The sequence below is a fragment of the Nostoc sp. C057 genome, assembly GCF_013393925.1.
Taxonomy (GTDB): domain Bacteria; phylum Cyanobacteriota; class Cyanobacteriia; order Cyanobacteriales; family Nostocaceae; genus Nostoc; species Nostoc muscorum_A.
This window is the reverse complement of the sequence record NZ_CP040288.1, coordinates 254,559-281,162: the sequence shown is the minus strand read 5'-3', so window position 1 is coordinate 281,162 and position 26,604 is coordinate 254,559. Positions and strand designations below refer to the sequence as shown.

General features: G+C 40.4%; 23 protein-coding genes and 1 pseudogene. 10 read left to right on the top strand and 14 right to left on the bottom strand.

Going from position 1 to position 26,604, the window contains the following annotated elements:
• Positions 1–23: 23 nt before the first annotated feature.
• The 4 genes from FD724_RS35935 (at position 24) to nrtS (ending at position 3,567) form a co-directional block, all read left to right on the top strand.
• A complete protein-coding gene (locus FD724_RS35935; RefSeq protein ID WP_256874719.1) occupies positions 24–743 on the top strand; it encodes an alternative oxidase in 720 nt (239 codons plus the stop codon).
• Positions 744–927: 184 nt separating this feature from the next.
• The gene (locus FD724_RS35930; RefSeq protein ID WP_179076423.1) at positions 928–1,206 is read left to right on the top strand and encodes a hypothetical protein; all 279 of its coding nucleotides are present in this window, start codon (positions 928–930) and stop codon (positions 1,204–1,206) included.
• Between the two features lie 424 nt (positions 1,207–1,630).
• On the top strand, positions 1,631–3,190 hold the full coding sequence (locus tag FD724_RS35920; protein ID WP_179076421.1) for a GMC family oxidoreductase: 1,560 nt from the start codon (positions 1,631–1,633) through the stop codon (positions 3,188–3,190).
• Positions 3,191–3,336: 146 nt separating this feature from the next.
• Positions 3,337–3,567, top strand: a complete 231-nt coding sequence (gene nrtS / locus FD724_RS35915) for a nitrate/nitrite transporter NrtS (RefSeq protein ID WP_179076420.1) — start codon at positions 3,337–3,339, stop codon at positions 3,565–3,567.
• 105 nt (positions 3,568–3,672) lie between these two features.
• On the opposite strand, the gene FD724_RS41375 is transcribed toward nrtS, so the two are convergent.
• Entirely contained in the window at positions 3,673–3,894 is a 222-nt protein-coding gene (locus FD724_RS41375) for a hypothetical protein (protein WP_199346486.1), read from the bottom strand.
• Positions 3,895–4,164: 270 nt separating this feature from the next.
• On the opposite strand from FD724_RS41375, the gene FD724_RS35905 reads away from it, so the two are divergent.
• From FD724_RS35905 to FD724_RS35895, 3 genes are all read left to right on the top strand, one after another.
• The gene (locus tag FD724_RS35905; protein ID WP_179076419.1) at positions 4,165–4,608 is read left to right on the top strand and encodes a globin family protein; all 444 of its coding nucleotides are present in this window, start codon (positions 4,165–4,167) and stop codon (positions 4,606–4,608) included.
• Between the two features lie 165 nt (positions 4,609–4,773).
• The gene (locus tag FD724_RS35900; RefSeq protein WP_179076418.1) at positions 4,774–5,256 is read left to right on the top strand and encodes a transposase; all 483 of its coding nucleotides are present in this window, start codon (positions 4,774–4,776) and stop codon (positions 5,254–5,256) included.
• Between the two features lie 543 nt (positions 5,257–5,799).
• The gene (locus tag FD724_RS35895) at positions 5,800–6,579 is read left to right on the top strand and encodes a cyclopropane-fatty-acyl-phospholipid synthase family protein (protein ID WP_179076417.1); all 780 of its coding nucleotides are present in this window, start codon (positions 5,800–5,802) and stop codon (positions 6,577–6,579) included.
• 1,247 nt (positions 6,580–7,826) lie between these two features.
• Here FD724_RS35895 and FD724_RS35890 read toward each other — a convergent pair.
• The 3 genes from FD724_RS35890 to FD724_RS35880 all read right to left on the bottom strand — a co-directional run bounded on the left by FD724_RS35890 (position 7,827) and on the right by FD724_RS35880 (position 9,029).
• Positions 7,827–7,976, bottom strand: coding sequence for a hypothetical protein (locus FD724_RS35890; RefSeq protein ID WP_179076416.1), 150 nt, complete (start codon positions 7,974–7,976; stop codon positions 7,827–7,829).
• 87 nt (positions 7,977–8,063) lie between these two features.
• Positions 8,064–8,381 (bottom strand): helix-turn-helix transcriptional regulator, encoded by a 318-nt coding sequence (locus FD724_RS35885; RefSeq protein ID WP_179076415.1) that lies wholly within the window; start codon positions 8,379–8,381, stop codon positions 8,064–8,066.
• A gap of 327 nt (positions 8,382–8,708) precedes the next feature.
• Positions 8,709–9,029 carry a hypothetical protein gene (locus FD724_RS35880; protein WP_179076414.1) on the bottom strand — a complete coding sequence of 107 codons (321 nt, stop codon included), beginning with the start codon at positions 9,027–9,029 and terminating at the stop codon, positions 8,709–8,711.
• 102 nt (positions 9,030–9,131) lie between these two features.
• Here FD724_RS35880 and FD724_RS35875 point away from each other — a divergent pair, with 102 nt between their 5' ends.
• Both FD724_RS35875 and FD724_RS35870 read left to right on the top strand, forming a co-directional pair.
• A complete protein-coding gene (locus FD724_RS35875; protein WP_179076465.1) occupies positions 9,132–9,452 on the top strand; it encodes a helix-turn-helix transcriptional regulator in 321 nt (106 codons plus the stop codon).
• A gap of 307 nt (positions 9,453–9,759) precedes the next feature.
• Positions 9,760–11,219: pseudogene (locus FD724_RS35870) on the top strand (ISLre2 family transposase).
• Positions 11,220–11,595: 376 nt separating this feature from the next.
• Here the strand turns inward: FD724_RS35870 and FD724_RS35865 are convergent.
• The 4 genes from FD724_RS35865 to FD724_RS35850 form a co-directional block, all read right to left on the bottom strand.
• Complete coding sequence (locus tag FD724_RS35865; protein WP_179076413.1) at positions 11,596–12,039, bottom strand: hypothetical protein; 444 nt, start codon at positions 12,037–12,039, stop codon at positions 11,596–11,598.
• Positions 12,040–12,868: 829 nt separating this feature from the next.
• On the bottom strand, positions 12,869–13,120 hold the full coding sequence (locus FD724_RS35860) for a hypothetical protein (protein WP_179076412.1): 252 nt from the start codon (positions 13,118–13,120) through the stop codon (positions 12,869–12,871).
• A 126-nt stretch (positions 13,121–13,246) separates the two neighbouring features.
• Complete coding sequence (locus FD724_RS35855) at positions 13,247–14,650, bottom strand: DUF4157 domain-containing protein (protein WP_179076411.1); 1,404 nt, start codon at positions 14,648–14,650, stop codon at positions 13,247–13,249.
• A gap of 369 nt (positions 14,651–15,019) precedes the next feature.
• Entirely contained in the window at positions 15,020–16,537 is a 1,518-nt protein-coding gene (locus FD724_RS35850) for a cryptochrome/photolyase family protein (RefSeq protein WP_179076410.1), read from the bottom strand.
• Positions 16,538–16,773: 236 nt separating this feature from the next.
• Here FD724_RS35850 and dinB point away from each other — a divergent pair, with 236 nt between their 5' ends.
• Complete coding sequence (dinB, locus tag FD724_RS35845; RefSeq protein WP_179076409.1) at positions 16,774–17,865, top strand: DNA polymerase IV; 1,092 nt, start codon at positions 16,774–16,776, stop codon at positions 17,863–17,865.
• A 145-nt stretch (positions 17,866–18,010) separates the two neighbouring features.
• Here the strand turns inward: dinB and rppB are convergent, their stop codons facing one another.
• The 6 genes from rppB to FD724_RS35815 all read right to left on the bottom strand — a co-directional run bounded on the left by rppB (position 18,011) and on the right by FD724_RS35815 (position 26,319).
• On the bottom strand, positions 18,011–19,423 hold the full coding sequence (gene rppB / locus FD724_RS35840) for a two-component system sensor histidine kinase RppB (RefSeq protein ID WP_179076408.1): 1,413 nt from the start codon (positions 19,421–19,423) through the stop codon (positions 18,011–18,013).
• On the bottom strand, positions 19,410–20,162 hold the full coding sequence (gene rppA / locus FD724_RS35835) for a two-component system response regulator RppA (RefSeq protein ID WP_179076407.1): 753 nt from the start codon (positions 20,160–20,162) through the stop codon (positions 19,410–19,412). The genes rppB and rppA overlap by 14 nt, the downstream gene beginning before the upstream one ends.
• 735 nt (positions 20,163–20,897) lie before the next feature.
• Positions 20,898–21,383, bottom strand: coding sequence for a DUF2808 domain-containing protein (locus FD724_RS35830; RefSeq protein WP_179076406.1), 486 nt, complete (start codon positions 21,381–21,383; stop codon positions 20,898–20,900).
• Between the two features lie 283 nt (positions 21,384–21,666).
• Positions 21,667–22,146, bottom strand: a complete 480-nt coding sequence (locus FD724_RS35825; RefSeq protein ID WP_179076405.1) for a DUF2808 domain-containing protein — start codon at positions 22,144–22,146, stop codon at positions 21,667–21,669.
• Positions 22,147–22,548: 402 nt separating this feature from the next.
• Positions 22,549–23,043, bottom strand: a complete 495-nt coding sequence (locus FD724_RS35820) for a hypothetical protein (RefSeq protein ID WP_179076404.1) — start codon at positions 23,041–23,043, stop codon at positions 22,549–22,551.
• A gap of 165 nt (positions 23,044–23,208) precedes the next feature.
• Positions 23,209–26,319 carry an efflux RND transporter permease subunit gene (locus FD724_RS35815; protein ID WP_179076403.1) on the bottom strand — a complete coding sequence of 1,037 codons (3,111 nt, stop codon included), beginning with the start codon at positions 26,317–26,319 and terminating at the stop codon, positions 23,209–23,211.
• Between the last annotated feature and the right edge of the window lie 285 nt (positions 26,320–26,604).

Genomic DNA, 26,604 nt, shown 5'->3' with positions numbered 1-26,604 from the left:
CCATGAAAGTTTTGATTTAAGCGATCGTCAGTTTTTTTGTATTTATTGTCGATTTCGTCTACGGAAATCGTTCTTACCCTCGGTTTTATGTGCTGGAAACGATCGCTCGCGTTCCTTATTTTTCCTATCTCTCGGTGCTGCATCTTTACGAGACGCTGGGTTACTGGCGCAAAGCTGACTTGTTGAAACTTCACTTTGCTGAAACCTGGAACGAATTACATCATCTGTTGATTATGGAATCACTGGGTGGCGATCGCTACTGGATTGATCGCTTCATTGCTCAACATGTAGCTGTAGCTTACTACTGGGTAGTCGTGCTGATTTACATGCTGTTTCCCTCCTACGCCTACTACCTGATGGAACTGATTGAAGGTCATGCCTACTATACCTATGACGAATACTTGAAAACCTATGAAGCCCAACTGAAAGCTCAAAGAGCGCCCCAAGTCGCAATCAACTTCTATCGTGATGGTGATCTCTATATGTTTGATGAAGTTCAGACTGCACCAGACCATGAATTTCGCCGTCCCAAGGTAAATAATCTCTACGACGTATTCGTGAACATCCGTGATGATGAATGTGAACATGTGAAAACAATGGTGGCACTCCAAAAACCAGAAGCGCGGCTAACCTTCACAAGTCCCCATACAGTTTTAGTTTTTGAAGGGAACGCTGCGATCGCTGAAGGCGAAGCTTCTCTCCAAGACGCTACGCGAACGCGCATCACAGATAAACCAGACTGATCTGTGTTCCCTGTCTCCATGCATCAATTTAATTTTGTCCTTGAACAGGCATATCTAACTGGGTAATAACTATGGTGAAAAGCCTTTTCTGCTCAAACGTAAGGGAATAATTCACCAACAAGAGCAGCAAAGAACAGAAAACTGAATAAAACTCAAAACGCTTAATTTGTAAGGAGAAATTTGGATGAAAGTATCAACAACCTGGATAAGAAGTATTAGTTTACTTATTGGTACTTCTGCTGTGGGAATCGCTGCATTTTCTCAATTTAACTTCAAAGCTGCGGCTACTGCATCAAATATTTCACCAGCATTGACTAAACTTAGCGATAAATCTTATTTACTCACTTGGACAGATAATTCTACGGTATATGTCTCTTGCTATCCCACAGTTAAACCCAGAATGAAACCTGCACCAATTAAGCAAACACCAAATAGGTATGTGATTACCTGTAAAAATAAGTAAATTGTGAGCAAAAAATGAAACTTTACTATCGCGGACTTAGTTACGAATATAACTCAAGAGAAGCGGCTAAAAGAGCAATACGACCATTTGCACCAGTTCATTATCAAGGTTCTGCTTATAACCTAACCTATCGTGGGCAAACCAAACCTATCGTGTTGACCCGAATATCGAGCCTGCGAAAGTTTCTACACCACGAGTAGCTTATCAATTAATTTATCGGGGAGTCACCTATTTTGTGGAGAAAACGCATACAGGAGAAGTTTATACAACATCCTCTCAACCTTTTAATGCTCTAAAAGTTAGAAACTTTTTCATCAATATTTTGGGATGGCAAAAATAATAATGAAAAATTTTCTTTAAAAATTTTGTCGTACTAGCTCGCAATTTTATTTACCGAAAAACAGCAAAGGTACAGGAGAATTTCATGACTCAATATGACTACATTGTGATTGGTGCAGGTTCGGCAGGCTGTGTAATTGCCAATCGTTTGACAGAAGACCCTGATACAACTGTGTTATTACTCGAAGCAGGTAATCCAGATACGAAACCAGAGATTCAGATTCCGTTAGAATGCACAAATCTATTAGGCACTGAGGTGGACTGGGGATATTTCTCCCAACCAGAACCCTACCTAAATAACCGCAAAATCTTTTGTCCCCGTGGCAAAGTTTTGGGGGGTAGCAGTTCGATTAATTTCTTAATGTATATCCGAGGTAATCCTCACGATTATGACCACTGGCAGGAATTAGGTAATCCCGGTTGGAGTTACCAAGATGTGTTGCCCTATTTCAAGAAATCTGAAAACCAGCAACGCGGTGCTTCTAAATACCACGCTGTTGATGGCGAGTTGAGTGTCACCGATTTCATTTCCCCTACTACAATATCCCAGCGATTTGTAGACGCTGCGGTGGCACTAGGATATGACCACAATCCTGATTTCAACGGAATGCAGCAGTCAGGAGCGGGGCCTTTTCAGTTGACAGTCAAGGATGGGAAAAGACACAGTGCTGCTGCGGCATTTCTAGTGCCCATTCTCCAGCGTCCCAATTTAACAACAATAACAGGCGCGTTGGTAACTCGATTGTTGTTTGAGAGTACCTGCACTGTTGGAGTGGAATATCTACGCGAAAGAACGCTAAACCAAGCCAGGATCAACTCCGAAGTGATTTTAAGTGCGGGCGCGTTCGATTCGCCCAAACTGCTAATGCTGTCGGGTATTGGGGATGCAGAACAATTACAAGCCTTGGGGATTGAACTCGTAGCTAATCTGCCAGGGGTTGGTCAAAACCTCCAAGACCACGTTGTTGTTCCTGTGCCATACGAGGCAACTGTTGATTTGCATACTGCAATTACTAGTAATGGCATTGCTGAATCTGGATTATTTTTACATAGCGAGGGTAATCTAGACACTGCACCAGATTTAGAACTGATCTTCGGCCCCATTCTGTTCGCGCCTCCTGGCTATGCTCACTCTAGTTTGGGATTTACAGGTTTAGTCACTTTGACCCACCCCCAAAATATTGGCAGTGTCAAGTTGCAATCCCTTGACCCCAAAGACCCACCGATCATTCAGATGAACTATCTGCAAAGTCAATCTGATGTCCAAAAGCTCATTGAGGGAGTTAAATTAATCCGCAAATTGTTTCATACAAGTGCCTTTGATGAGTTTCGAGGCAAAGAAATTGCGCCGGGTGCCGACGTGACTAGCGATCCAGCACTCGAAGCCTATATCCGGGAAACCTGCGGTACGGTGTATCATCCAGTTGGTACCTGTCAAATGGGTACTGACTCAATGGCAGTTGTAGACCCTGAACTTCGGGTACATGGGGTTAAGGGGTTGCGTGTCGTTGACGCATCAATTATGCCAAAGCTAACCACGGGGCATACGAACGCGCCCACCATTATGATCGGCGAAAAAGCAGCCGATTTAATTAAAGCCAAAGGTCGCGTTTCACAGCAAGTATCGGCGGCAATTGCAAGCTAACAGCGCGCGCCTCAAGACGCGGTGGCTGTCTGGAGCCAGCCATCAAAAATTTCGGCAAAAGATCAAAGTTCGCAGTGCTTGAGCAGCACATTAACCTTTTGGAATCACCGTCTCTTCTACCTTATGAATATTAGGAACCTACAAGGATGAAGACGATCAATCAGTTCTATGCGGCTTGGACTGACCCCTCCTTGAAGCCAACTGCAATTCGTGTTGCCTTAGTCGTTGGAACAACCCTATTTATCTTGAATCATGGGGCAGCTGTTCTAGAGGGAAAAATGAACCGCAATCGTTGGCTTGCTGGACTTGTAACCTATCTTGTTCCTTACACAGTTAGCATTCATGGACAGCATGTTGCTCGGTCGAAACAGCGCTAATTGTAGAGCATGTAAATCAGTTGTAGATTCACTTAAATTCAAGCAGTAGCAAAATAGCAGATCACTCAGCAAAATATGACTCACAAAACTTTTTACCTTGCGTATTCACATCGTTTGCCCCTTGGCGATCGCATCTAACTTCATTTGGTCTAACACCAGAATCTTACCGCCTCGCTCGTAAATGACAACTACCTGAATCTGCTTGAATAGTCGTACACATTCTTCATACGTAATCCCGATGCTGCGGACAATCTGGTAGTAGGGCAAATATGATCGCAACTGTAATCCATGTTTCGTTACACCTGTTCCTTCTGCGATCGCCCTCATACAGAATAATTTCTCCCCGCAAATACTGTTTCACGACAGCATGAGTTCGCAACTGGACAAGCCGATCTAGATCGAGTCCACAAAAAAGTGAAATTTGCCGCAATTGTTCAATCGTAACTTGCATTGCCCTGCCACCCTAATCAAGCAATCCGATCATTTTCTTCTCCAATCTAAATTTTTCCCATGTTTAAACGCTTTTATGAGCTAGCTCATAAAGGGATTCACAGGAATTTAGCAAACTATAAACAGAAAACAAGAGGAACTGAATATATGTCTTTAAACATTGAATTGTTGGAATCCAGTTTTTTGCAGATTAAACCCCAGGAAACCGAGTTTATGGCTCACTTCTATAAAACTTTGTTTGCGGACTATCCAGAGGTCAAGCCATTGTTTGCTAATGCTCACATGGGAAAGCAAGCCAAGCAACTTTTCAAATCACTTGTTATGGTTGTAGAAAATCTCCGCAACCCCGACGTTTTGTCTAACGCACTTCAGGGACTAGGAACTCGACATGTTAAGTATGGCGTGCTGCCTGAACATTATCCAATGGTAGGTAGTACGTTGTTAAAAACGTTTTCGATTTACTTGGGAAGTACCTGGACACCGAATACTGAGCAGGCATGGATCGAGGCGTATACAGTCGTGACTGAATTAATGTTGAGCGGTACAGACTACTCATCTAAGATTCTGACTCCTCATGCTCAACAAGTTTAGGAGCCTCCAGAGTTGAAGCGAGTAAAGTCATTCCGCTCGGTTTAGGCTGCTCCTTAGTTGAAGCAAGAGTCCAAGCTGTAATCTCTTCCAACTATGAGCTAGATCAAAGAAGTTGTTGATGGAAACTGTCAGAGTAAAGGTAATCAAGGGAACGAGGGTAGTGATATGACTCTTACAAAAGTAAAGACAACCTCATATAAAGTAGAAACACTCGCCCAACTCTATCTAGAAGGCAAGCCAGCCCAAATTTCTGATCAAGCTATCGCCCAACTCTGTGACTGGCTGATGGATGAGTTCCATCAACTGCCTTTGAATCTACAGTTTTCCGATTACATGCGATATGACAATGCTGAAGCGATGTTTGCTGATATTGAGCAAAGTCATCTTTGGGTTTCTGCGGATAGTTATGATTCTTCTGTCTATCTCAATCCAATTTATGGGTTTATTTTCCAGGGAATGCACGACTATGACCACTACTTGACGGACAGTGATTTCAGTTTGGCAGGGGAAATTGTAGCTTACAACTTCACTGCAAAACGAGTTCCCAGCCTGGAGATTCAAAAGGTTCTCTACTCCGAAATCGTGTTGAGATCGGCTGCCTATCTTCATCTAGGACATGCAGTTGCTCCTAAAATTGTGTTTCCGTAAGCAATAACAGAGGTAACGATCGTGTATGACTGTCCATATTGCTCTTACCTATTACTTCGATACAGCACTTCCGCCTGCTATGAGGTACGCACACAGCCTCAAAAGTTAGGATAGGAAAGGGTTATGGGTAAAATTGTGCTTCATAATAGCCGGAAGTGCTGTATATCCAGCACCATGAAATTTGCTGGTTTTGTTCCCACTGTTAAACAACAGTACCTGTCTTTTCTGAAGTATTAACCCAACTGGAGGTTTAAAAATGTCAACCTCAACCCAAATTACTTAACTCTACTTTGACAATTTTGACGAAGAGATTGCTCATCTGCTCCGTTATGTGAAAACGAAGATGCTAGCCCAGATGCCGCGACAGCTAAAAATGGTGGCGACGTTTCTGGAACAGCGATCGCGGCACTCTTAAATATGATGATTTAATCATCGACAAGCTTCTACAACCGTTGGAATCTTTGATCAAAATCTACAGTTGTGCGTACTTAAGCAATTAAAAGCTGTTTCAAATAGCAATACAGGAGAATTATTAACTGAACGATGACACAAACTACTGTCAATCTGACAACAGCACCAAGTCATGTTGTCCTAGCGGCTGCGGGTAAAACCGTTCTCCGTCCGGGTGGACGCGCCGCCACCGAACAGCTCTTTGAATGGGCGAATTTCCAACCTGGTGAAACTGTTCTGGAACTCGCTTCTGGTTTAGGAAATAGCGCGATTGCTCTAGCAAAACGCTACAATGTCCAAGTTGTTGGTATTGAAAGAGATCCTGATCGAGTTGCGATCGCCCAAGTCAAAGCGCGATCGGCTGGCTTAGATCATCGGGTTGAGTTTATTCAAGGCAATATTTTTCAGCTAAAAACCATTTCTGCATCGTTTGACTATGTGTTAGCAGAAGCCATTCTCACTATGCAAACGTCTGCTGGCAAAGCCAAAATTCTGACAGGTGTGCGTGATCGGCTTAAAGTCGGCGGCAAATTTCTCAGCCATGAACTGCTAGCGCGTGACCATTTAGAATCACTTCGGCAAGACCTGACACAAGTGACTCGTGTGAATGCTACGCCACTGCCGGAACGAGACTGGATCAACACCTTCGCTCAGTTAGGGCTAACAGTAACCCAGCGGCAAATTGGTGCAATGAGATTGCTTGAGCCGATTCAGGTACTGAGAGATGAAGGAGTAATTCAGACGGTTCAGATTGTTTGGAATATTTTGACTCAGCCTCTGATCCGCGATCGCATTCTAATGATGCGACGAGTCTTCACTCAACACCAACAAGACTTGGGCTATATCGCTTTGTGCGCTGTTAGAGAATTGTAATAAACCGTAAAGAAGGCAGGAGGCAGAGGGCAGAAGGGAAGAATTTGAACGGGGCTTTAACCCCGCCCAGTTCTTGGCCACCAAATCAGAGATTATGGTGAGGGACGTAAGAACATGTTTCCTCTGGTCACGGGCAGAGGGCGAAAACAGTATTCCTTCTGCCTCCTGCCTCCTGCCCTCTGCCTTTCTTGTTGAAATGACAGGAGATAAATCATGGTGTACCCATCAAAAAATAATACTGAAATGCCAGCTAATCTGCGGTAATTGGCAAATTACACGAAACCCGGAGTGACTCGCAAAGCGTTAGTACAAGATGAATAAAACAGTTTCTCTTTACTCTGTCTCACAGACGGAACAAAACTGCCTGAGCATACTGCTTCTCGGCATATTTCGGTGACTGTAATCGAAGGACGCGGAGTACTCACTCTGCAAGGGCGTGAAATTACTTTGCAACGAGGGAATACCTTTGCCAAAAAAAGAGCATAAAAAAATAGTGCTAATGCGAATAACACTAATAAAAACCGAAATACTTGTGGCTTAGGCAATTTATAAAAGATTTCCTAGAGTCCGAAAATTAGGAACTTATTCCACTATTCTGAAAATACCTACTTTGTTTAGGTGAATGTGCTTGAAAGCCTTGATAATTCATTTTGATTTCTTATTCAGCTTAAACTTTTGAGGCTCTTCCAGACTAGTTATAGAAAATTAATACTTGATATTAGGTTAAATCTTTACATAGTAGGGGATTCAAGGATAAGAAATCATGTTTTTATTAAATCTTTGATTCTATTTTAGCGAAACCTAGTAATATCAAATATTTTAGGTGTTTTTTAGTATTATTTGATCAAATTAAGTCTAGGAGAGGCACTTTTGAGCATAAATATTATTGGAATAGATTCAGAAATAACTATTTAATAAAAATTAAATATCTTGTAAAATTATGATTTATGATAGAGCATTAAATTCATCATTGCTCAATCATTAGGGCAGATTTGAGGTTTATACCAAGTTACATGGGAATATCCCAGGGAATTTAGCCTCTTCAGTTTTAGGTACACCAACTCTAGGCACTTTAATTAGGGCATTTTAACTAAAATGATTTCAAAACTGTTGGTAGTTAATCCGAATTACTTACCTTTAATCTTTTGGAGATAACTCATTGAGAAAGGCAGAGGGCAGTTCTTGCTGAAGGCAGCTATGAATCTATCCCACTAATAAAATTCTGCGAACCCAGATGTGAACTGTCGCTAAGGAAAGAAAACCATTAAAGCAGGCGGAAGGCGGAGATGCGCGATCACTCTATACCAACCACAAGGTGTAGCACCCGAAGGTAAGGCAACGCGAAACCCCCTACTGGCAACCAGAACTAACCGCCGACGCGCTTGGGGCTCGGACATTGGGTCATTTTACCGTATTCCCAGTCCTATCTCCCCCGAAAAAAATAGCTCTCGATATTCGTTAGACCGAGATTCGACGTTTACCGATTACAGTTGTTCTAGGGTGTCGCGCACCTCAACTAAGTGATTGTTAAATACCTCTAAAGCCGCATCTAAAATTTGAAAAATAGCTGGGTCACGAATTGAGTAAAAGACGTAGTTTCCCTGCTTACGGCTCGTGACTAAATTACGACTCCGTAGTACTGCCAATTGCTGAGACACGGAAGACGCTTCCAACTTTAAGCATTCAGCAATGTCATTAACACTCTTTTCTCCCGTCCGCAGTGTGTCTAGAATCTGAATCCGCACTGGATTGGATAATACCTTGAAAAGATCAGCTTTAAAATAACTTGGCTTAAATACCATCTAAGTATTTTTCTATCTTCAAACCTAAAATTTGATTGTATATTTACATGCTTACTTTATGTAATCAAATAGCTAATTCTGAAGGCAAATTCTCATGTTGAAAATTACAGGGATAGATTCTATATCTAATCCAGAAACCCGATGAGATGAGATTTTCAAAATTCTTAACAGTATTTGCAACGGTTGGACTATTTCCCATAACGGAGTGAGTTTCAGAGACTACCAAAGAACTAGGCGGTTTCTGAGAAAAAATTTACCACTTCAATAAGGCATTCCACTTACTCATCAGAAGTTTAGCTAATATACGCGGTAATTTTTTCCTGAAAATCACCTAGAAGTGATTGGACGAATCCCACACTCGTTAGTGCTGTCAACAATATCTAGTGTATGAGCGCCAATAGGACGGATACCCATGACATCCATTGTCTTGGCGATTTTGAGTTTGCTAGCGCCAATGGGACGTATCCCTGCACAGGAAAATGTTTTAACAGTTTCTATGTCTTTGATAATCGGATTAACTTCAGAAATGGCTGGTGTTTGCTGAACTTCCAGATGGTTTGACGATTCTACTGATATTGGCATGATACCGATATTTGAGCGATCACGAAGCTCTGCGTAGGAATCGCTCTTGTTATCTTTTTCTTCCACTGTAGTTTCCTGCGAGAGTAACCCGAAAAGATATCTAATTTGCTAAACCATAGCATAAGTGTTAATCTATATGCAAGACTATGAAGATAGAGAGATATTAAGATACTCTTTGAGCCTAGTTACTTCAAGGCAGACTTTTTCAAGATTTTGTCCAACCCTGTGCGGATTCAAATCTTGGATACTCTGCGCCAGGGTAAACAAAACGTGAATTACATTGCTGGGTGGCTAGAAATAGATGCTTCATCAATCTCTCAGCAGTTGGGAGTGCTACGTCGCCTCAATCTGGTGACAAGTCGCAAACAAGGTAATTACGTCTTTTACTCGATTCGTGACCCAGCTATTTTCAAGGTACTGGATGCAGCACTAAAGGTATTTAACAACCATCTTGTTGAGGTGCGTGAAGCCTTGGAAAAGATGAAATAATACCAATTCTCCAAAATTCAGCAACAGATTCAAGCCTAAAAACCTAGATTGTGTGCGAATTTCGTAATTACGAATTGGTGTAACACCTATGTGGGAGCTATGCGGTTTCGTCAGATCCAGTAAAAAACAAGCGATCGCTAAATCATTTTCCCAGTAGTATAAATAGATTTATACTTTTTAAGCAGTATTAACACTTAAAAAGGAAAGATGAGTTTGAGTCATAACTTGCAAGACTCTCTTTTTTGAGCCAAAAAAAGCTAGGATTCCCTTTGAGCAAGAATTTAGAGATAGGGATTATCTACGCTTAATGGAAAAAAATATATGTGCAACTTTAGATTTGAGTAAATCATTATCCGACTTTTCTTCGCAGGTAACAAAATATTTAGAATTGACGAACATCACGGAATGGAATGGGAAAATTCTTAAAGAAAGAGAAGAAAAAATTAGAGAAATTGCACTTATTTTAGCTGGACAGTGTATTGCAATTTTGTTGTATAACCTCTCCCAATCTCAGTCAGCTAATCAAACAGCTATGATTCAAACAAGAAGCTGGTGGGATACTACTATGCAAAAACATGGTTATAGAAAACGCCAAATCTTAACAGTTGGAAACGTTTTATTCACTCTAAAATTACCATATATGGTAATAAAAAAGTCAACAAAGACCACAAATAAAATGTCTCCTCAGGGGTTTTATCCCCTGTTAAAGTGGTTGGGGATGTCAGAAGGATTAACCCCATTAGTATGGTCAATGGTTGCTCAATATGGTGCAATTACTAGCTCATTTGAAGCCGCCTGCACAACTTTAACTGGTTGGGGAATTGATCTTAGTTTAAAACGAATTGAGCGTTTGACATACAAATTTGGTCAAACTGGCATCAACTTACGGCAATCTAAAATATTAAATCGGCAAATGGGCATTTTACCTGAAGGTAATATTCTTAAAGACCAAAGAGTTGTTATAGCTGTAGATGGTGGTCGGAGTCGAATCCGAATTAATAAAAAGGGAAGAAAAAATTCCAAAACCAAGCGACACGGGTTTATCGGCAAATGGGTTGAGCCAAAGTTATTCACAATTTATGTTGTTGATGAGCAAGGTAAAAAAATAAATAGTTCTGAAATTCCTATTACGAATGATGGCACTTATGAAGGATATAAAGCGCTTTTGGAGATTTTAGAAGCGTATTTAGTTGACTTGGGAATTAGTCAAGCAAAACAAGTCTTATTAATTGGGGATGGAGCGGAGTGGATCTGGATACATATCCCCCCACTTTTGACAAGATTAGGATGCCCAGCAGAAACTTATCAGCTATTCGATTTCTATCATGTTACGGAAAATATAAAAGTATTTGCAGACGCGGCTTTTAATGAAGAAGTACAGTCTAAAGAATGGTTTATAAAAGTTAGAAAAGTTTAAAAAAAGGTAAAGCTAAATCCTTAATTAGCCAGATGGATGAGTTGATTGCTGTAGCTACTGGAGAGCGGTGTAAGATTATGGTAGTTAAGCGAAATTATATTTTAGATGCTTATCGTAAAGGGCGTTTAAATTACGATAAAGCAATAAATAAAAAACTACCTATTGGCAGTGGCGCGATTGAGAGTTTAATCCGCCAAGTTGTAAATTTAAGAATCAAAGGAAACAGTAAATTCTGGTTGAAAGAAAATGCAGAAATTATGTTACATCTGCGTTGTCAGTGGATAGCTAAAAGTTGGGATAATTTTTGTACTTCCATCTTTAATTCCTTTATCAAACCAGAAACCGCTTGATAAATTTTATACTTTACTTCTACTCTCAACTTATGATTTGGTTTAATTAACACTAAGTATAAAAGACTAATTGTAGATATTTTTGTTAACAATCGTCAAATAGCTTGCTATTAATCTTTTTGAGATATCTCATCAAGGTGAATTCTCGTGGCTATCAGCACATATTTAGTAAATAAAGTCACTTCTTACTTAGATTTTATTTTTGCGATCGCTTGTTTTCTACTGGATCTGACAAAACCGCATTGCTCCCCACCTATGTGTGCAAGCTCTAAACTGGGCGGCTGTTAAGTTAGCAACAGTGGTGATTGCCACTAAGGTTCTATGGCTACGCTTAAAACCGCCTTTGTTTTAATTCTCTATTCCCTTCCTTGTAGCCTCATTCATTAGGTATTAAGTTTAATTTCATGTTTCGTGTCGCTCTTGTATTGCATTTAAACATTTCATTGATACAGTGATATGTCAACTCTACATGTGCTTCCCATTCTTCATCAGTCAGATGTTTATATTCCTTGCGTAACAGTGAAAACTTAATATCTGAGTCCAATTGTATTTCTACTTCTGTCATGATTTTATCGTGCAGATTGTACAGAGAGTTTTTCACACTAGTACAATCAAACATCTTCAAACCTAATGTAATATCTTTTTGAGCAGTCTGAAAAAGTCCTTGAATTAAAATTTCTCCCATTGTTAACGTATTTTTAATACGTTCAATGTCTGTTAACAAGCAACATAAGCGACTCTTCTCACCTTCGTAAATTGGTTTTTCATTAATGTAACCAAGGAGAAGTGGATTTGATAGCTCTATTATCATTTTTATCATCAGATAAGGCTCCTATTTGATTTTGGCAAAGCTGGGTACACTTTTACTTTGTTAAAAATTTTCTGTATTGTAAGAGAAACTTTTAAAATCTCCAACTAGAAGATTTATATAGAGATAATTTAGTAGAATTAGATTTTACTAAATTATCTCTAAGAAATTTCCAGACAAAAAAGCAGTCAGAATTCAAAATTGGTGAATACTTCACCTATATTCCCGCAGCATCATGCTTTTAAGGGATAGAGTTTGAAGGTGATAAGGTTTGAATTTACTTTCGCCTAAAATTCGGCTTGGTTTAAAACCAATATTCATATTTAATTCTGACTAGAGGCGGAGGTTTCCGGCTCTGTTCCTAAGTTCTGAATTCTTCTTATAAAACGGAAAATCAGACTGTTAATTAAGGTTTTACTAATTATCTTTCCCATCTGTTAGCATTATTCCTTTTTAACAAACTAACAAGTCAAAAAGTTAAATCTGCTCCTAATAAATGTTAAAATCAAAGCTAACAGATGAATCTGATGCAGAGGTTATAATAATATTAGCTTCGATTCTATCTAAATTCAGAGGAACAAATCTAGTTGTTTTCATGTCAAATAAATCTGATTTTTTATTCTCATTAATAAATTACTCTTTATAAAAAAATCCAAGTATAGTTTTTGACTAATTTCATCAAAATTTTATGGTTTTAATTGCTAGATAAAGTAGCCATAAGGGAAAAGTAAGTAGAATAATTACTAATATTCATCAGCTAATTTCATCGAAATTTCAAAAATTATAGTAATTCTTTAAGTGTTAATACTGCATTGAATTCATATCTCACGTTAATTCAACTTTATCCATTTTCTTGAACAATCCCAGCCAGGGGCAACGCACGAATTTGACCTATGCTGTTAAGAGATAGCGGCGGTGATAAGAGTAGATTTGGAGTGATTGCCCTCATGCAGTGCTTGATGCGATCGCTGTAGGTAAGATATCGCTCCAACGCAGTTTTTGTAATCGATTTGTTGTCTTTGTGGGGGGTAATGTTCTGGGCAAGTGTCTTACGTTGTACACTATTCTCTTGATCGCAAGCATTACATTTCATCTGTACTTTGTTAGTCTGTGGTTGTGCTTGTATGGTCGCGTGGGGTTGCAGAGTAACTGAAATAGTAGGGCTAAGTTTGGTTTGCAGAGTTGTTTTATTAGATAAAAAATCACTAGCAGGTTTGCGTTATAGCGTTTTTGCTTCTACCTGTTTAGTTTGAACTTCTATCTGTGCATTGGATTTATCTTCATTTTGAGAAACTTTTTCTGGACCGCACTGTACAGGCGTTACTCCTGTACCTTGAGTCAGCCCGTGCTTGGTTGTGGTGTCGTAAGTGGCGTTATCAGTATTTGCTTTGGTATAAGTATTGTTAAAAATATTGTCGGCTTCTGAGGGCTTTTTACCAAGCAACTTTTTGTGTAAATCTTTAAAAGCTTTCTCATCAATACTGATATGCCCATTTTCGTGGGTATCCAAAGCACTATAAAACCTTGCCCATTCTTTTTTAACGGGTTCGCACTGCTTGTCAAGTTCAGTCCAGACTGGCATTGCCTTGGTTTCTGTTACTGAAACGTCTGCCTCGTAGACAATTTCATCAGATTTATCATCAGCTTGGTAAGTTTTGACATCTTTTTCTGGGGCACAAGTAACACTACCAGCTTCGCCCTTTCCTTGTGATGTTAAGTTGTTAATTGCTTCGGTAATATTTTTCCCAGAGGCAGTAATTGTGGTATTCTTTTTGTCAATTTTAGTCGTGCCTTTTTTGGGAGGCATTGCATCTGGTGCGCGTTGAATATGAGTTGGCGCTGGGGAAACATCGCTTTTTTTCTGGACTGCGCCTGTTTGTTGCACTACATGAGTTAATTCGTGGGCAGTCAACTCATTATTACCTGGTGATTTTCCTGCACCAAAGTAAACATCACTACCATGAGTAAATGCCTGCGCTCCCAACGACTGACTCATCTGCACAGCATTAGGGTCAGTATGTACTCGCACATTGTTAAAGTTACTACCAAAGCGTGGTTCCATAAACTCTCGCACTTCGGCAGATAACGGACTTCCCCTACCCTTACTACTATTTAACTGACTCTCAATGTTATTCTCACTCTGGACGCTGCCATCAGTCACCCGTTGTAGTGACAGCTTAGTTTGTACCTCCTCTTCTTCTTCACAAGCTGCACATTTTCGTTGCATGATATCTTGTGAACCCATCTCACCCAAATTTATCTTTGGCTCAGGTCTAGTCATCCGCATGATTTGGTTAGCAACCCAGTCAGCTGACTGCTCATAATGGTCTCCTGGCTGGCTAACTGCAAGTTGTGGCTGTGGACGACGCAAAGATATGCGACTAATATCGTGAACAAGAGGCTTTTCTTTGATAGCTTCTGGTTCTAATGATTGCTCATCAGCAGGCTGGGCTTCTTGTAGGTCGCCTGCTACCTCAGTGACTGTTTCAAGTGGAGTATTATTTGTTGTTAAACCAAAACCGCGTGTCGGATTCGCCAATGTGGGAATAGTTGATGAGACAAGCGATAAATTTGTAAAATTTGACGTACCTGCGTTGTGTTGCCGAAAAGTGCGATCGCTCATCTCTCACTTCCTACATTAATTTAGCAAACCCCTTGTCTCTGGTATTTAGGTATCTGTTATCAAATTTTATAATTATATCTACATAACATTGATCTAGACTTTAGTCTAACTTTGAAATCTAACATTTACTGACCCAAATTCCTTTATAGCGATATCTGGCAACACTAAATATGTAGAGTTACCCAATTTACAAACTACCTACGCAAATATGGACATCGTTTGCTCAGTCATATCTGTAATCGCCTTTATGCTTAAACAGGAGCTTATCGCCTCCCTTTGCCCTTGCCACAACCGCTCCTCCACAGTCTACTATTGCCGGCCTAGAATAATTATAGGTGTTATTTTACACTGTTAGTTAACGCTTGCTGCTTACGTGGTGTGCCAATTAGAAGCTAGAGAGCGGATTTTTTGAAGTTCCGATGGAGAGAGGCGCTCCAAGTTACGCAGTATTTGAGTCATACGTGGCTGGTCTTTTAGCAAGTCGTAATGACGAGCCAGAAAGTCCCAATAAAAAAAGTTGAAAGGACAAGCATTATCCGTACTGCGCTGGCGATGGTTATAAGCACAATTTTTACAATAGTCGCTCATGTTGTTGATGTAGTTAGCAGAAGCAGCGTAAGGCTTAGATGCAATCATTCCACCATCAGCAAACTGCCCCATGCCAATAACATTAGTCTGCATTACCCAATCGTAGCCATCAATAAAGGCGGCATGAAACCAGTTTTCAAGTTCTTGGGGCGAAATTCCGGCAATTAAAGCAAAGTTGTTCAATACCATTAAGCGTTGAATATGATGAGCATAACCTATTTGTTTAACCTGAGTTAGAATTTGGTGCAGACAATTCATCTGTGTATCGCCAGTCCAATAAAAAGCAGGCAGTGGATGAGTGTGGTTAAACCAGTTACGTTCTGAATAGTCATCATCTAGGTAAACATAAACACCGTGCATATACTCTCGCCAGCCAAGCACCTGACGGATAAAGCCTTCAATGCTGTTTAGCTCCCAGTCGCTGCTGTTGTCTAAATATGCAAGTTGTGCCGCCTGAACAACTTCCAAGGGATGAAGCAATCCAATATTGAGATAGGGAGAAAGCATCGCGTGCCACATTGTCTGTTCGCCAGTCACCATCGCGTCCTGGTATGGCCCGAATGAAGACAAACGTGTTTCGATAAAAAACTTCATTACTTGTAGTGCTTGCTGTCGCGTTACACCCCAGCAGAAGGGTTCAAGAAGCCAGTAACTTTGATTGTCTTGGAATGCCTCAGATTGCTTAATGAAGTCAATTACATCTTGTGTAATTGAGTCTGGTTCAAACCATAAAGCTTCGGGTAAGGTCAGTTTGCCTTTTGGTGGTTTGCGATTTTGTTTGTCAAAGTTCCATCGACCACCAACAGGTTGGTTGCCGGACATTAGAATGTTGAACCGCTTTCGTCCCTGGCGGTAAAAGTCCTCCATGATTAGGCGTTTGCGTCCACTTGCCCAGTCAATGAACTCCTGATCACTCCAGGTAAAACGGTTATTTGGTGTAAAAGTGACTTGAATTGTCAAGTTTAACTTTTGAATTAATGTAGCAAAAGGGCGATCTGTGGGAGTCATCACCCGCAGTTCGGTAATTTGGTATTGTTCAATCCATTGGAGTAAAGGTGTATTGAAATCTTGGCTTTGAGCGTATGTTACTGGGAAGCCAAGCGATCGCAATTCGGCAGCAAAGTGACGCATGGCTGACCAGACCAATACTAGTTTTTGCAAATGGTAAGGAAGTTGCCCTGCATGAGTTAGAGATTCAATAAAAATTACGGGAGTCTGTTGCTTTGGAAGCAAGCAACTTTGCAGTGCTGATTGCTGTGACCAAAGTTGATCTCCGAGAACCCAAACACCAATGGTCATCCTCTTGCTCCCTCTCATACCGTGCGTTGGCAACGTGACGACAAAATGCTATTCAATCAAGTGTAACGTTATTGTTACAACAACTTTCTCAATGAAAAAGCTGATGAAAGCTCAAAAGCACTAGTACTAATGTACTATTGTGGTGAGAAATTTCTCAAATATCCAGATTGAATCACAAATTTACCAGAGAATAGTCGTTCTCGCCGCTTGGTAGAAATAGTAATACTTCAACAACAATGCAGACGAGGAAGATAGTTCACGTAGACATGGATGCCTTCTACGCATCGGTGGAACAGAGGGACAACCCTAGCTACCGAGGTAAACCGTTAGTCGTCGGTGGCAGCCCGAATCAGCGAGGCGTAGTTGCAGCCGCCAGTTATGAAGCGAGGAAGTTTGGTATTCATTCCGCGATGCCTTCAATAACTGCGATCGCTAAGTGTCCCGGACTTATATTTGTTAGACCGAGATTCGATATTTACCGAGAAATTTCCACTTCAATCCACGCCATCTTTAAACGCTACAGTGATTTAGTGGAAGGAGTTGCGCTAGATGAAGCATACCTTGACGTTACTGAGAATAGGCAAAACATCCCCTACGCTTCTACTATTGCAAGACATATTAATACTGCGATTTTCCAAGAAACCCAGTTGACAGCAACCGCAGGCGTGTCGATTAACAAGTTCCTAGCAAAAATGGCATCAGGCCAAAATAAGCCCAATGGACTGACGGTGATTTTACCGGAGGATGCGATCGCATTTGTAGAACAGCTAGCGATTGAGAAGTTCCACGGCATTGGAGAGGTGACGGCGGCGAAGATGCATTCGCTCGGCATTCATACTGGTGCAGATTTGAAGGAGCGATCGCTGACTGACTTAACACACCATTTTGGTAAAGCAGGTAATTATTACTACAAGATTGCCAGAGCAGAAGATGACCGCCCAGTTGAGGCGAATCGAATTCGCAAGTCCATTGGTGCAGAAACCTCGTTTGCACAAGACTTAAGCGATGTTGGTCAGATGTTGCAAGAACTCGAACAGATTGCCCAAATTGTCGAGCAACGGTTGGAGCAGCATGAAACACGAGGACGCACATTAACCCTGAAAGTCAAGTTTTCTGACTATCAGCAGTTAACCCGTAGTAAGACAATGCTTGCTCCCATCAGTGAACTCTCTGCGATTTTTGAGATAGCCAAAGCGCTGTTTGAGTCGATTGATCTGGAAAACCGCAGTATTAGGTTGTTGGGAATTTCCTTGTCTAACCTTGATAACGCCAAACAAACCCAAGTAATTCAATTGCCACTATTTCAAAATGCAGGCATTATATTTTAGCGTAGGCTAGCAAGAACCGCAGGCATCGCGCTGTTTAAATACTGACTTACCCATGACAAAAATCATCGACTCTCAAATCCCGCCAGACATCAGACATTTGCCAGCCAGAGTTACCCACGGAGCGCAGAGCGCAGAGGGCAATATTCTATTTACGTAATGACTTATATAACATCTTCCAGATGGAGATAGAATGAACACTATTAATGGGACGGGCATTGAATGGTAACTTTATAGTAAAAGTACTGCCTTTGCCTAATTCACTTTGCACATCTATGCTGCCGTGGTGGGAGTGAACAATTGCTTGGACAATAGCTAATCCTAATCCAGATCCGCCAGTGCTACGGGAGCGATCGCTACTGACTCGATAAAAACGATGAAAAATTTGAGTTAGTTCGTGTTTAGGGATACCAATACCTGTATCTTGAACTTTGATGATGGCATTATAGTCATTACGCTCTAAGAGAACTGTTACTTCTCTACCTGTAGGCGTGTATTGGATTGCGTTGACAATTAAATTAGAAAACAAGCGATAAAGCTGGTCAGAATTACCCATAATATCCACGGATTGCTCCACTTGTATCAAAGATGTCAGCTTTACCCCTGCGGCAGCTGCCATCGCTTCAAACTCCTCAACTAAATCGCTAACAATATCATTTAGGCAACAAATTTCAGGTTGTAACTTTTGGGCTTGTCTATCTATACGTGCTAACAATAATAGATCAACAACTAAACCTGTTAGCCGTTGATTCTGACGCTGTATAGTTTGTAAAATATCTCTTGTTTCTTCTTCATCTATTTGGGACATTAAAAGTGCTGATTCCACGGTTGCACCTGTTGCAGCTAAAGGCGTTCGTAATTCATGTGCTACGTCTGCTGTAAACTGTTGAATTTGTCGATAGGATTGATAAATCGGCTGCATAGCTAATCCTGATAACCACCAACTAGCACTAGCAATCATACCCATTGCAATTAACAGCCCTAATACCGAAACTAATTTCACACTATCCAAGTAATGATTAAACTCTTGTAGACTTCGCCCGACTTGCATATATCCCCAGTCTTGATAACTTTGGGTATGCAGTGCTAGAGTAATTTGATGGTAATCTTTGCCTCTGCTGTCTTTAAGAAATTGCCAAGTTTTTTGATTAAAAATATCAGGTAATCCCTTTGGATAATAACCAGCATTAGCAATTAATTTTCTAGAAGTATCAAAAAAACGTATATAGTAACTAGTCTTAGTAACAATACCAAGAAGATGACGTTTAGAATCCGGCTGTTGTTGAATACAATTAGTAGCTCCAGTTCCACAGTTATCTAGATTTGGGAATAACTGATGTGCAAAAGGTTCCAAACGCCCAGGTGACTGTAGTTTGAGTTCGATACTGTCGTGTAGTGTCCCCGCAACAGACTCAATTTCACTGTCCAAAGCTACTACATGGGCATGGAACACAGCACGGTAAAAACCAAAAGCAAATATGCTTAGAATTAAACCCATAACGATGGCATAATACAGAGCCAACCGAATACGGGTGAGTCGAAATAGCTTATTCTGATTCATTGGTGAAATTCAGACGATATCCCATACCATGCAAAGTTTCAATCAAGTTAGGACAGTCGCTATTGGTAAGTTTACGACGTAACAAACGTATTTGCGCCGCCACTACATTGCTACTAGATTCCGCATTAACTTCCCAAATCTGATTGCGAATTTGTTCAGTAGTGACAATCTGCTTGGGATGCTTCATAAAATATTCCAATAGTTGGAACTCTTTATTAGTTAAAGAAATGCTTTGCTGTTCACCTATTGTATTTTGCCTTACAACTGTACTGTTGCCATAATCTAGAGTCAAGTTACCAACAGTCAATTGTTGGGGTTGGAAATGCGGAGATCGACGCTGCAAAGCCCGCAATCGTGCCAGTAGTTCTACCATACCGAATGGCTTTACTAAGTAGTCGTCAGCACCTGCATCTAGTCCGGCCACTTTATCTTCCATTCTATCTCTAGCAGTTAGCATCAGAATAGGAAGAGGATTTACTTTGTAACGCAGTCTTTTGCACAATTCTAAACCAGTAATTCCTGGAAGCATCCAATCAAGAATTGCTACTGTATATTGTGCCGAGCTATTTTCTAAGTAAGCCCATGCTTCATTACCATCCATTACCCAATCAACTAAGTATTTTTGTTGATTTAAGGTGCGCTTGATAGCAGCCCCTAAATCCGGCTCATCTTCGACTAGCAGCACCCTCATATCAAATTGAGTAGTTAAAGATTCATTGTAAACTTGTGATCTAAGCATAGTTTGCAACAGGAATACCCCTATCAATAGGTTGACAGAAGTTTATGAAATTAGGATGAAATTCTTAATAATTAGGATTAAGCTATACAAGACCTAACAGTAGTCTAGTATCTTAACGATACATAATTAAATAGAAAAGACTCAGTAGACCAACTTGCCAAAATAGGGTGTGAACTTAGTTTGAGGAGTTATAGAAACTAAGTTTTGCAAGCTATCTATTGAGTCAATAATAATTTTGACACGTAAATATGAAATCAAGATGAAATTTTAACTATTTCGACAATATTTATGAAAGTTTTTGCCATTAATTAGTTGAGGTACAAATAAAGTTAGTTTTTTGACTCATAGAAACTATCGTGGTAATTTTTTGTCCTAATTGATTTTTGACCTCAATTCCTCTATCAATTTTCACTCCTCCAGGTAAATTAATTGTAAGTCCTGCCAGAGCTTTACCCTGTAGATGAACTTAAAATTTATGAGTAGTATCTGTGGCACAAGTATGATTAGGAGTGGTAGCACTTTTCATTAAATGGGAAGCGTAAAATCGCCTGGTTTTCCACTTGCCCATACAGCAGTAACTGAAGATGCAATAGTTAGAGTAAATACAACAGTATAAATCAGCTTTTTCATCTTGATTATCCTCAACAATTAACTTAATTGGCTCTCTATCTATCAGTTTTACATTTACTTATGAAAGTCCTATGGAATCTCATAATTGCTATCTAAACTTGTAGCTTAGTAGAGACGAAACGAAGCTACACCTATGGGAATTTCTGCATCAATACCAACCTCTCTAGCTGAGAAGCTGTAGACAGAACCATTACCAAGATTTCGCCTTTTTATTTTATTAAGGTCAATCTCCAACTTAGTGTTAGGAGCAACTGGTTCGGCGAAAGCTAGTAGTATTGTTTTACCGTTGACAGATACATTAGTGTTAATTTTCTGCCCCTTTTCATCCACGACATCGATATCCTGAATGTTATTACTTATAGTTACATTGTCTGGAACTTTGACAATTAGTTGGGTAACAGCTTTGCTATTTTGGGGAACGTGCAACCGGAAAGTATGTCTAAAAGTTCCCCAGCGTATGGGAGGGAATTGTGAGTTTCCATCAATATGGGGAACCCTACCATCATCTGTTCTAGCACTTGCATAGCTAGGAGTAATAATAGCTGTGCTATTCAGAGTTAATACAATGGCGTAAATCAATGACCTCTTCATATTTATCTCCAAAATAATTAAACACGTTAGCTAAAGTGCAGGTTCATGCATTGTGAGTGAATCTGCTCTTAATAGATAGATCAAAACTTGGCAAAGCCATATTTAACTCCCCCCTTGATACAGCTATTACTCAGGAGAAGTAGGTAGTTAGCTTGCCCTAATCAAGTTCAAATCATCTATGATGTTTTTGCAAAAGAGGTATGCTACTTCTATCTACTAGTATGACAATTCATAATGAAATCAAGATGAAATTTCAGCAGCTATTATTAAAATCTACAAATAATTAAAATGTAGGAAATTGAGCTTCACCTATAGGAATCTCTACATCGCTACCAACGACTTTAGCCGAAAGGTGGTAGATAGAGGTAGAAGCAAGAATTGGTTGTTGCACTTTGTTGAGATTTATTTGCAACTTATTAGTGCTAGAAGTAACTGGTTCCGAAAAATCTATAATAATTCTTCTACTATTTACAGTAATGTTAGTTTTAATTTTTTGACCTTTATCATCCAATATATCAATATCGTTACTTACGGCTACTGTGGATGGAACGTCAATAATTAGCTGGGAAAGAGCGTTACCATTTTTAGGAATATGTAACTGGAATGTCTGTTTAACAAGTTGCCAACCAGCAGGAGTAGACTGCAAACTATTCTCAATATCAGCAACCTTATTATTATCCATTTTTGCATTTGCATAGCCAGCATAAACTAGAGCTACGGTAGCTACACTACATACGGCAGCATAAACCTGTGTTCTCTTCATCTGAAGTTTTACATTAACAAATTATGTCAACTAGATTGCAGATTTATTCTTAGCGAATGAACCTTTATAAAACTAGCTTGACAGGTCACTATGAAATTAAGATGAAATTTTTAGTAAATTTTTACAAAGAAGATGCTGTAATCGCTATTCAAGGTAGTCTGATTCTGTCACATGGATTGAATGATTTTGTTCCTTTTCAAAGAATCATCAAACAATTACCAGAACAACTATGCCAATATTTAAGTGCATAATATTTTGGTTGTCTTGCAACAGAACAGAAAACCAAGGCTGCACAACTTCACTGTTATGCAGCAGTAGGTAAATAGTACAGAGGTTCGGCACTGCCGTACCCGTCTCTAGCAAGATATTTGTATCGTGTCAAAACTTTACTAACAGTATGAATTAACGATTAAAGTTAAAACGGCCATTTGCTTTTTCACCTTTAACATCCGCAGTAATTTTTACCTGATACTGACCAGTTGCTTTTTCAGAAAGCACAGCCGTATAGTGTTTATCGCTAGCATCATAAGTCAGAGGAACTGTCTTTTCTTTTCCATCAGGTAGCTGAACTTGAGCCGTTACTTTTGCATCAGCTACTGTTTGGTGATTGTCACCTTTTAGCACGTATAAATCCATGTGAGTTGCACTTGCTTCTTTCTCAGGAACAAATTCTAGATGATAACTTCCTGTCTCTACAACTTGGCCTCCATGAGATTTACCATGCTGGCTATCTGTTTTAGTAACAGGTGAAGCTGAAGCAGATGGAGTTTGGGCGCTTGAGGTAGAAGCGGCTGGACTATTTTCTGTATTAGCTGCTTTATTATCGTTACTGCAAGCTCCTAAAAATAGTAGTCCTACACTTCCAAGAATAATCAAACCAGATTTAAAGGATTTCATTGGTTTATTCCTCATTTAAAATGTGTTGATAATTGAGATAACATTTCTATGGCAATCCAGTCTCTGCAATATTTTTAGATCCTGGACTTGAGTCTATATAAAGTCTTTAATACACCTCCCTCAATAAAACATCAAATAATGCTAAATACAAAACAGCAAAAACTTTCATACAATTGGCTCTTGGGTAACTTTAATATTGTATATTTTTGTAGTCTTATTCGGAACCAAAAACCTCCCAAATAGCGAATATAAAGATGGTAAAACTAATAGTGTTAAAGCCGTGGAAGTAAATAATCCCCCTAACACTACCACAGCCAAAGGTTGTAAAATTTCCTTACCTGCACCAGAACCAATTACTAGGGGAACCATACCTAGTGCTGACGAAAGAGCTGTCAGGAGAATCGCAACTAATCGTTCCATCGAACCATCAACAATTACTTGTTTGAGCGGTATTCCCTCCGCTAGGCGATTATTATAGTTATCCACTAACAGCAATCCGTTGCGAGTAGCTACACCAAATAGAGTGATAAAACCAACCATAGAAGCAACGGAAATAATACCACCACTCAAGGCCACAGAGATGACCCCACCAATTAATGCCAGTGGCAAGTTAATCATAATCATGACTGTGGCAGGAATTGACTTAACCGCAAAGTAAATCAGTACAGAAATTACTGCGATCGCAACCGCACCTGCAATAATTAATGTCTGCGTTGCTTGTTCCTGTGCTTGAAACTGACCGCCAAATTGGATGTAATAGCCTCCAGGAAGTTGAATTTGTTTAACGCGCTCGCGTACATCTTTAATTACAGAACCCAAATCCTTTCCAGAAACGTTGGCAGAAACCACAATCAGCCGGGAAACATTTTCACGATTAATGGTACTTGGCCCCGTGCCATAATCAACTTTGGCAACCTGGGATAAGGGAATTTTCTGCCCGTTGGGTGTATCCACTAGCAAGTTACCAATCACGTCTAAATTGTTACGATAGCGCTCTTGCAACCACACAACAAGATTAAACGTTTGTTGCTTCTCCAACACTTGGGAAACTGCTTTGCCATTCAATCCAGTCTCTATAGTTTCCGCCAGTTCCCCCACAGTTAACCCATAACGAGCTGCTGCATCGCGGTCAAACTGAATTTGAATTTGTTTAACTGGGATTTGGGGTTCGAGTTGCAGATCCACAATGCCAGGAACACCACTCATGGCGGATTGTACCTGTTGACCAAGGGTGCGGAGTTGTTCGAGTTCGGGGCCGTAAATTTTGACAGCGATCGCACTTCTCACGCCTGAGAGGATATCATCTATGCGGTGTGAGATAAATCCACCAATGTTAGTTGCCACACCAGGAAGTTTTTCAAACTCTTTGCGGAGTACTTCAACAGTCTTCTCCCGATTTTTCGCGCCTACTTCACTAATCTGCACATCCAACTCGCCAAAGTTGACCCCTGCTATTTCCGGATCTCCTTGAGCAAAGCCAGACCGTAACGCAATAAAATCAAAGCGGCGATCGTTTTTGAGGGCATCCATCACTGCCAAAGCTGCTTGGTTAGTTGCATTCAGGGATTCCCCAGGTAGAAGAACTATTGAATTGACCAAAGAGCGGTCTTGAAACTCTGGCAGGAAGACTTTGCCTAACCCAGGCAAAATAATTATGGAAGCTACAAAACCCGCAAGTGCCACTCCCAAAATCACCTTCGGGTAACGAATCGAGAACTTCAACGCTGGACGATAAAATTGATGTGTTTTGCGCTCTAGCCAAGTTTCCGCACTCGGTAAACGGCGATTTGCTAGTAATAAAGCACATAGTGCTGGAGTTAGTGTTAATGCAACTAAGGTAGAAGCAAGAATCGATAGTAAATATGCCATTCCCATCGGCGTAAAAATTCGACCTTCCACCCCAGACAGGACGAAAATCGGTGCAAATACTACTGCGATAATGACTGTAGAAAATAAAACACTAACACGTACCTCTACTGAACCATCAAATACCACTTGTAAAGGATTTTTCGGGTTGCCTGCTATTTGGTTTTCTCTCAGTCGGCGGTAGACGTTTTCCATATCAACGATCGCATCATCTACCACTGAACCAATTGCAACTACTAGTCCACCCAAGGTCATTGTATTAATGCCCTGTCCAGTCCAACTCAGAATAATCATGCCTAACAGTAACGACAGAGGCAAGGCGCTGAGGCTAATAATTACCGTGCGCCAGTTCATCAAAAAGATAATTAGGATAACTGAAACGATAATGATGCCATCCCGCAGAGCTTCCTCAACGTTTTTAACTGAAGCCTCAATAAATAAATCTTGGTCAAAAGTTTTAGTAAACTTAACATCCTGCGGTAGCCCTGGTTTAATCTCCTCCATTGCTGCTTCCACAGCTTTGACTACAGTGGGTGTATCTGCGGCTGGCTGCTTAGAGACAGTTAAAATTACTGCTCGTTTGCCCTGAAATAGTCCATCTCCTCGTCTTAGTCCTGGGCCAATTTTGACTTCTGATACTTGTTCCAGCAATACGGGTGTACCTTTAACCGCCTTGATAACCGAACGCTTGAGTTGATTAATTGACTCTATTCGCCCAATTCCCCGAATTAGTGTTTCTTGGTCAGGAGTAATCAAAAATCCTCCCGGCACATTAACGTTAGCATTCTGCGCTGCTTGAGTGACTTCTGGCAGGGAGACGTTATAGGCTCTTAGTTTCGTTGGATCTACCAAGACTTGATATTGCCGCTCATCGCCTCCATAAAGAAATACGTTGCTCACACCTGGTACAGCCAGCAAGCGATTTTTTACGTCCCAGTTGACAATGCGCCATACCTCCATCATGTCGGTGCTTTGGGAGGAAAAAGCGTATTTGACAGCCCATCCCAAGGGCGAGTTAACAGGCAGAATTTCGGGTTGCTCTACCCCTTGTGGTAGTTTCACCCCTTGTAATCGCTCTGTTACTAGTTGACGAGCGCGGTATATATCAGTATCCCAGCTAAAGACAGTTTTAATAGCAGAAATTCCAATAGCAGATGAAGACCGAAGAGATTCCAGTCCTGGTGTGCCATTAATCGCGCTCTCAATTGGGCGAGTCACCAAAGACTCGATTTCTTCTGGTGCTAAACCAGAAGCTTGAACTTGAATTTCTACTTGGGGAGGAGCAAAGGCAGGAAATACGTCGAGCGGCATTTGTGTGATGACGCGCAATCCCCACAGATTAATTAATATCGAGGCAATAACGATTAGCCACCTTTGCGCGATCGACCATTTGACAATGGAATTGAGCATTTTTGAGACAACTCAAGGGTTTTTTGCTTGATGATACAGTGAATCTATCTGGGATAATCTGTAGTTTTGACACTTTGGCACTGTATCTAATGTCTCAAATGAAGATGAAATCAGGATGAAATCAAGATTGAATATTTGTGATACCGTGTACCTGGGATTTAGCCATACTCACTGTCATCCAGACTTGAGAACTTTATTATGAAGCTGCACAAGGAGAAAATTCTTGTCCGCTCTCAAAGAAAATTTAGTTAGGCGTTACGATTTAGATTCTTTGAGGATATTAGC

Bases quoted from the DNA above. Each gene is read 5' to 3' on its own strand.
- FD724_RS35930 (WP_179076423.1), top strand. From the start codon at position 928: ATGAAAGTATCAACAACCTGGATAAGAAGTATTAGTTTACTTATTGGT.
- FD724_RS35920 (WP_179076421.1), top strand. From the start codon at position 1,631: ATGACTCAATATGACTACATTGTGATTGGTGCAGGTTCGGCAGGCTGT.
- nrtS (WP_179076420.1), top strand. From the start codon at position 3,337: ATGAAGACGATCAATCAGTTCTATGCGGCTTGGACTGACCCCTCCTTG.
- FD724_RS41375 (WP_199346486.1), bottom strand. From the start codon at position 3,894: ATGAGGGCGATCGCAGAAGGAACAGGTGTAACGAAACATGGATTACAG.
- FD724_RS35905 (WP_179076419.1), top strand. From the start codon at position 4,165: ATGTCTTTAAACATTGAATTGTTGGAATCCAGTTTTTTGCAGATTAAA.
- FD724_RS35900 (WP_179076418.1), top strand. From the start codon at position 4,774: ATGACTCTTACAAAAGTAAAGACAACCTCATATAAAGTAGAAACACTC.
- FD724_RS35895 (WP_179076417.1), top strand. From the start codon at position 5,800: ATGACACAAACTACTGTCAATCTGACAACAGCACCAAGTCATGTTGTC.
- FD724_RS35890 (WP_179076416.1), bottom strand. From the start codon at position 7,976: ATGTCCGAGCCCCAAGCGCGTCGGCGGTTAGTTCTGGTTGCCAGTAGG.
- FD724_RS35885 (WP_179076415.1), bottom strand. From the start codon at position 8,381: ATGGTATTTAAGCCAAGTTATTTTAAAGCTGATCTTTTCAAGGTATTA.
- FD724_RS35865 (WP_179076413.1), bottom strand. From the start codon at position 12,039: ATGATAAAAATGATAATAGAGCTATCAAATCCACTTCTCCTTGGTTAC.
- FD724_RS35860 (WP_179076412.1), bottom strand. From the start codon at position 13,120: ATGAAATGTAATGCTTGCGATCAAGAGAATAGTGTACAACGTAAGACA.
- FD724_RS35855 (WP_179076411.1), bottom strand. From the start codon at position 14,650: ATGAGCGATCGCACTTTTCGGCAACACAACGCAGGTACGTCAAATTTT.
- FD724_RS35850 (WP_179076410.1), bottom strand. From the start codon at position 16,537: ATGACCATTGGTGTTTGGGTTCTCGGAGATCAACTTTGGTCACAGCAA.
- dinB (WP_179076409.1), top strand. From the start codon at position 16,774: ATGCAGACGAGGAAGATAGTTCACGTAGACATGGATGCCTTCTACGCA.
- rppB (WP_179076408.1), bottom strand. From the start codon at position 19,423: ATGAATCAGAATAAGCTATTTCGACTCACCCGTATTCGGTTGGCTCTG.
- rppA (WP_179076407.1), bottom strand. From the start codon at position 20,162: ATGCTTAGATCACAAGTTTACAATGAATCTTTAACTACTCAATTTGAT.
- FD724_RS35830 (WP_179076406.1), bottom strand. From the start codon at position 21,383: ATGAAGAGGTCATTGATTTACGCCATTGTATTAACTCTGAATAGCACA.
- FD724_RS35825 (WP_179076405.1), bottom strand. From the start codon at position 22,146: ATGAAGAGAACACAGGTTTATGCTGCCGTATGTAGTGTAGCTACCGTA.
- FD724_RS35820 (WP_179076404.1), bottom strand. From the start codon at position 23,043: ATGAAATCCTTTAAATCTGGTTTGATTATTCTTGGAAGTGTAGGACTA.
- FD724_RS35815 (WP_179076403.1), bottom strand. From the start codon at position 26,319: ATGCTCAATTCCATTGTCAAATGGTCGATCGCGCAAAGGTGGCTAATC.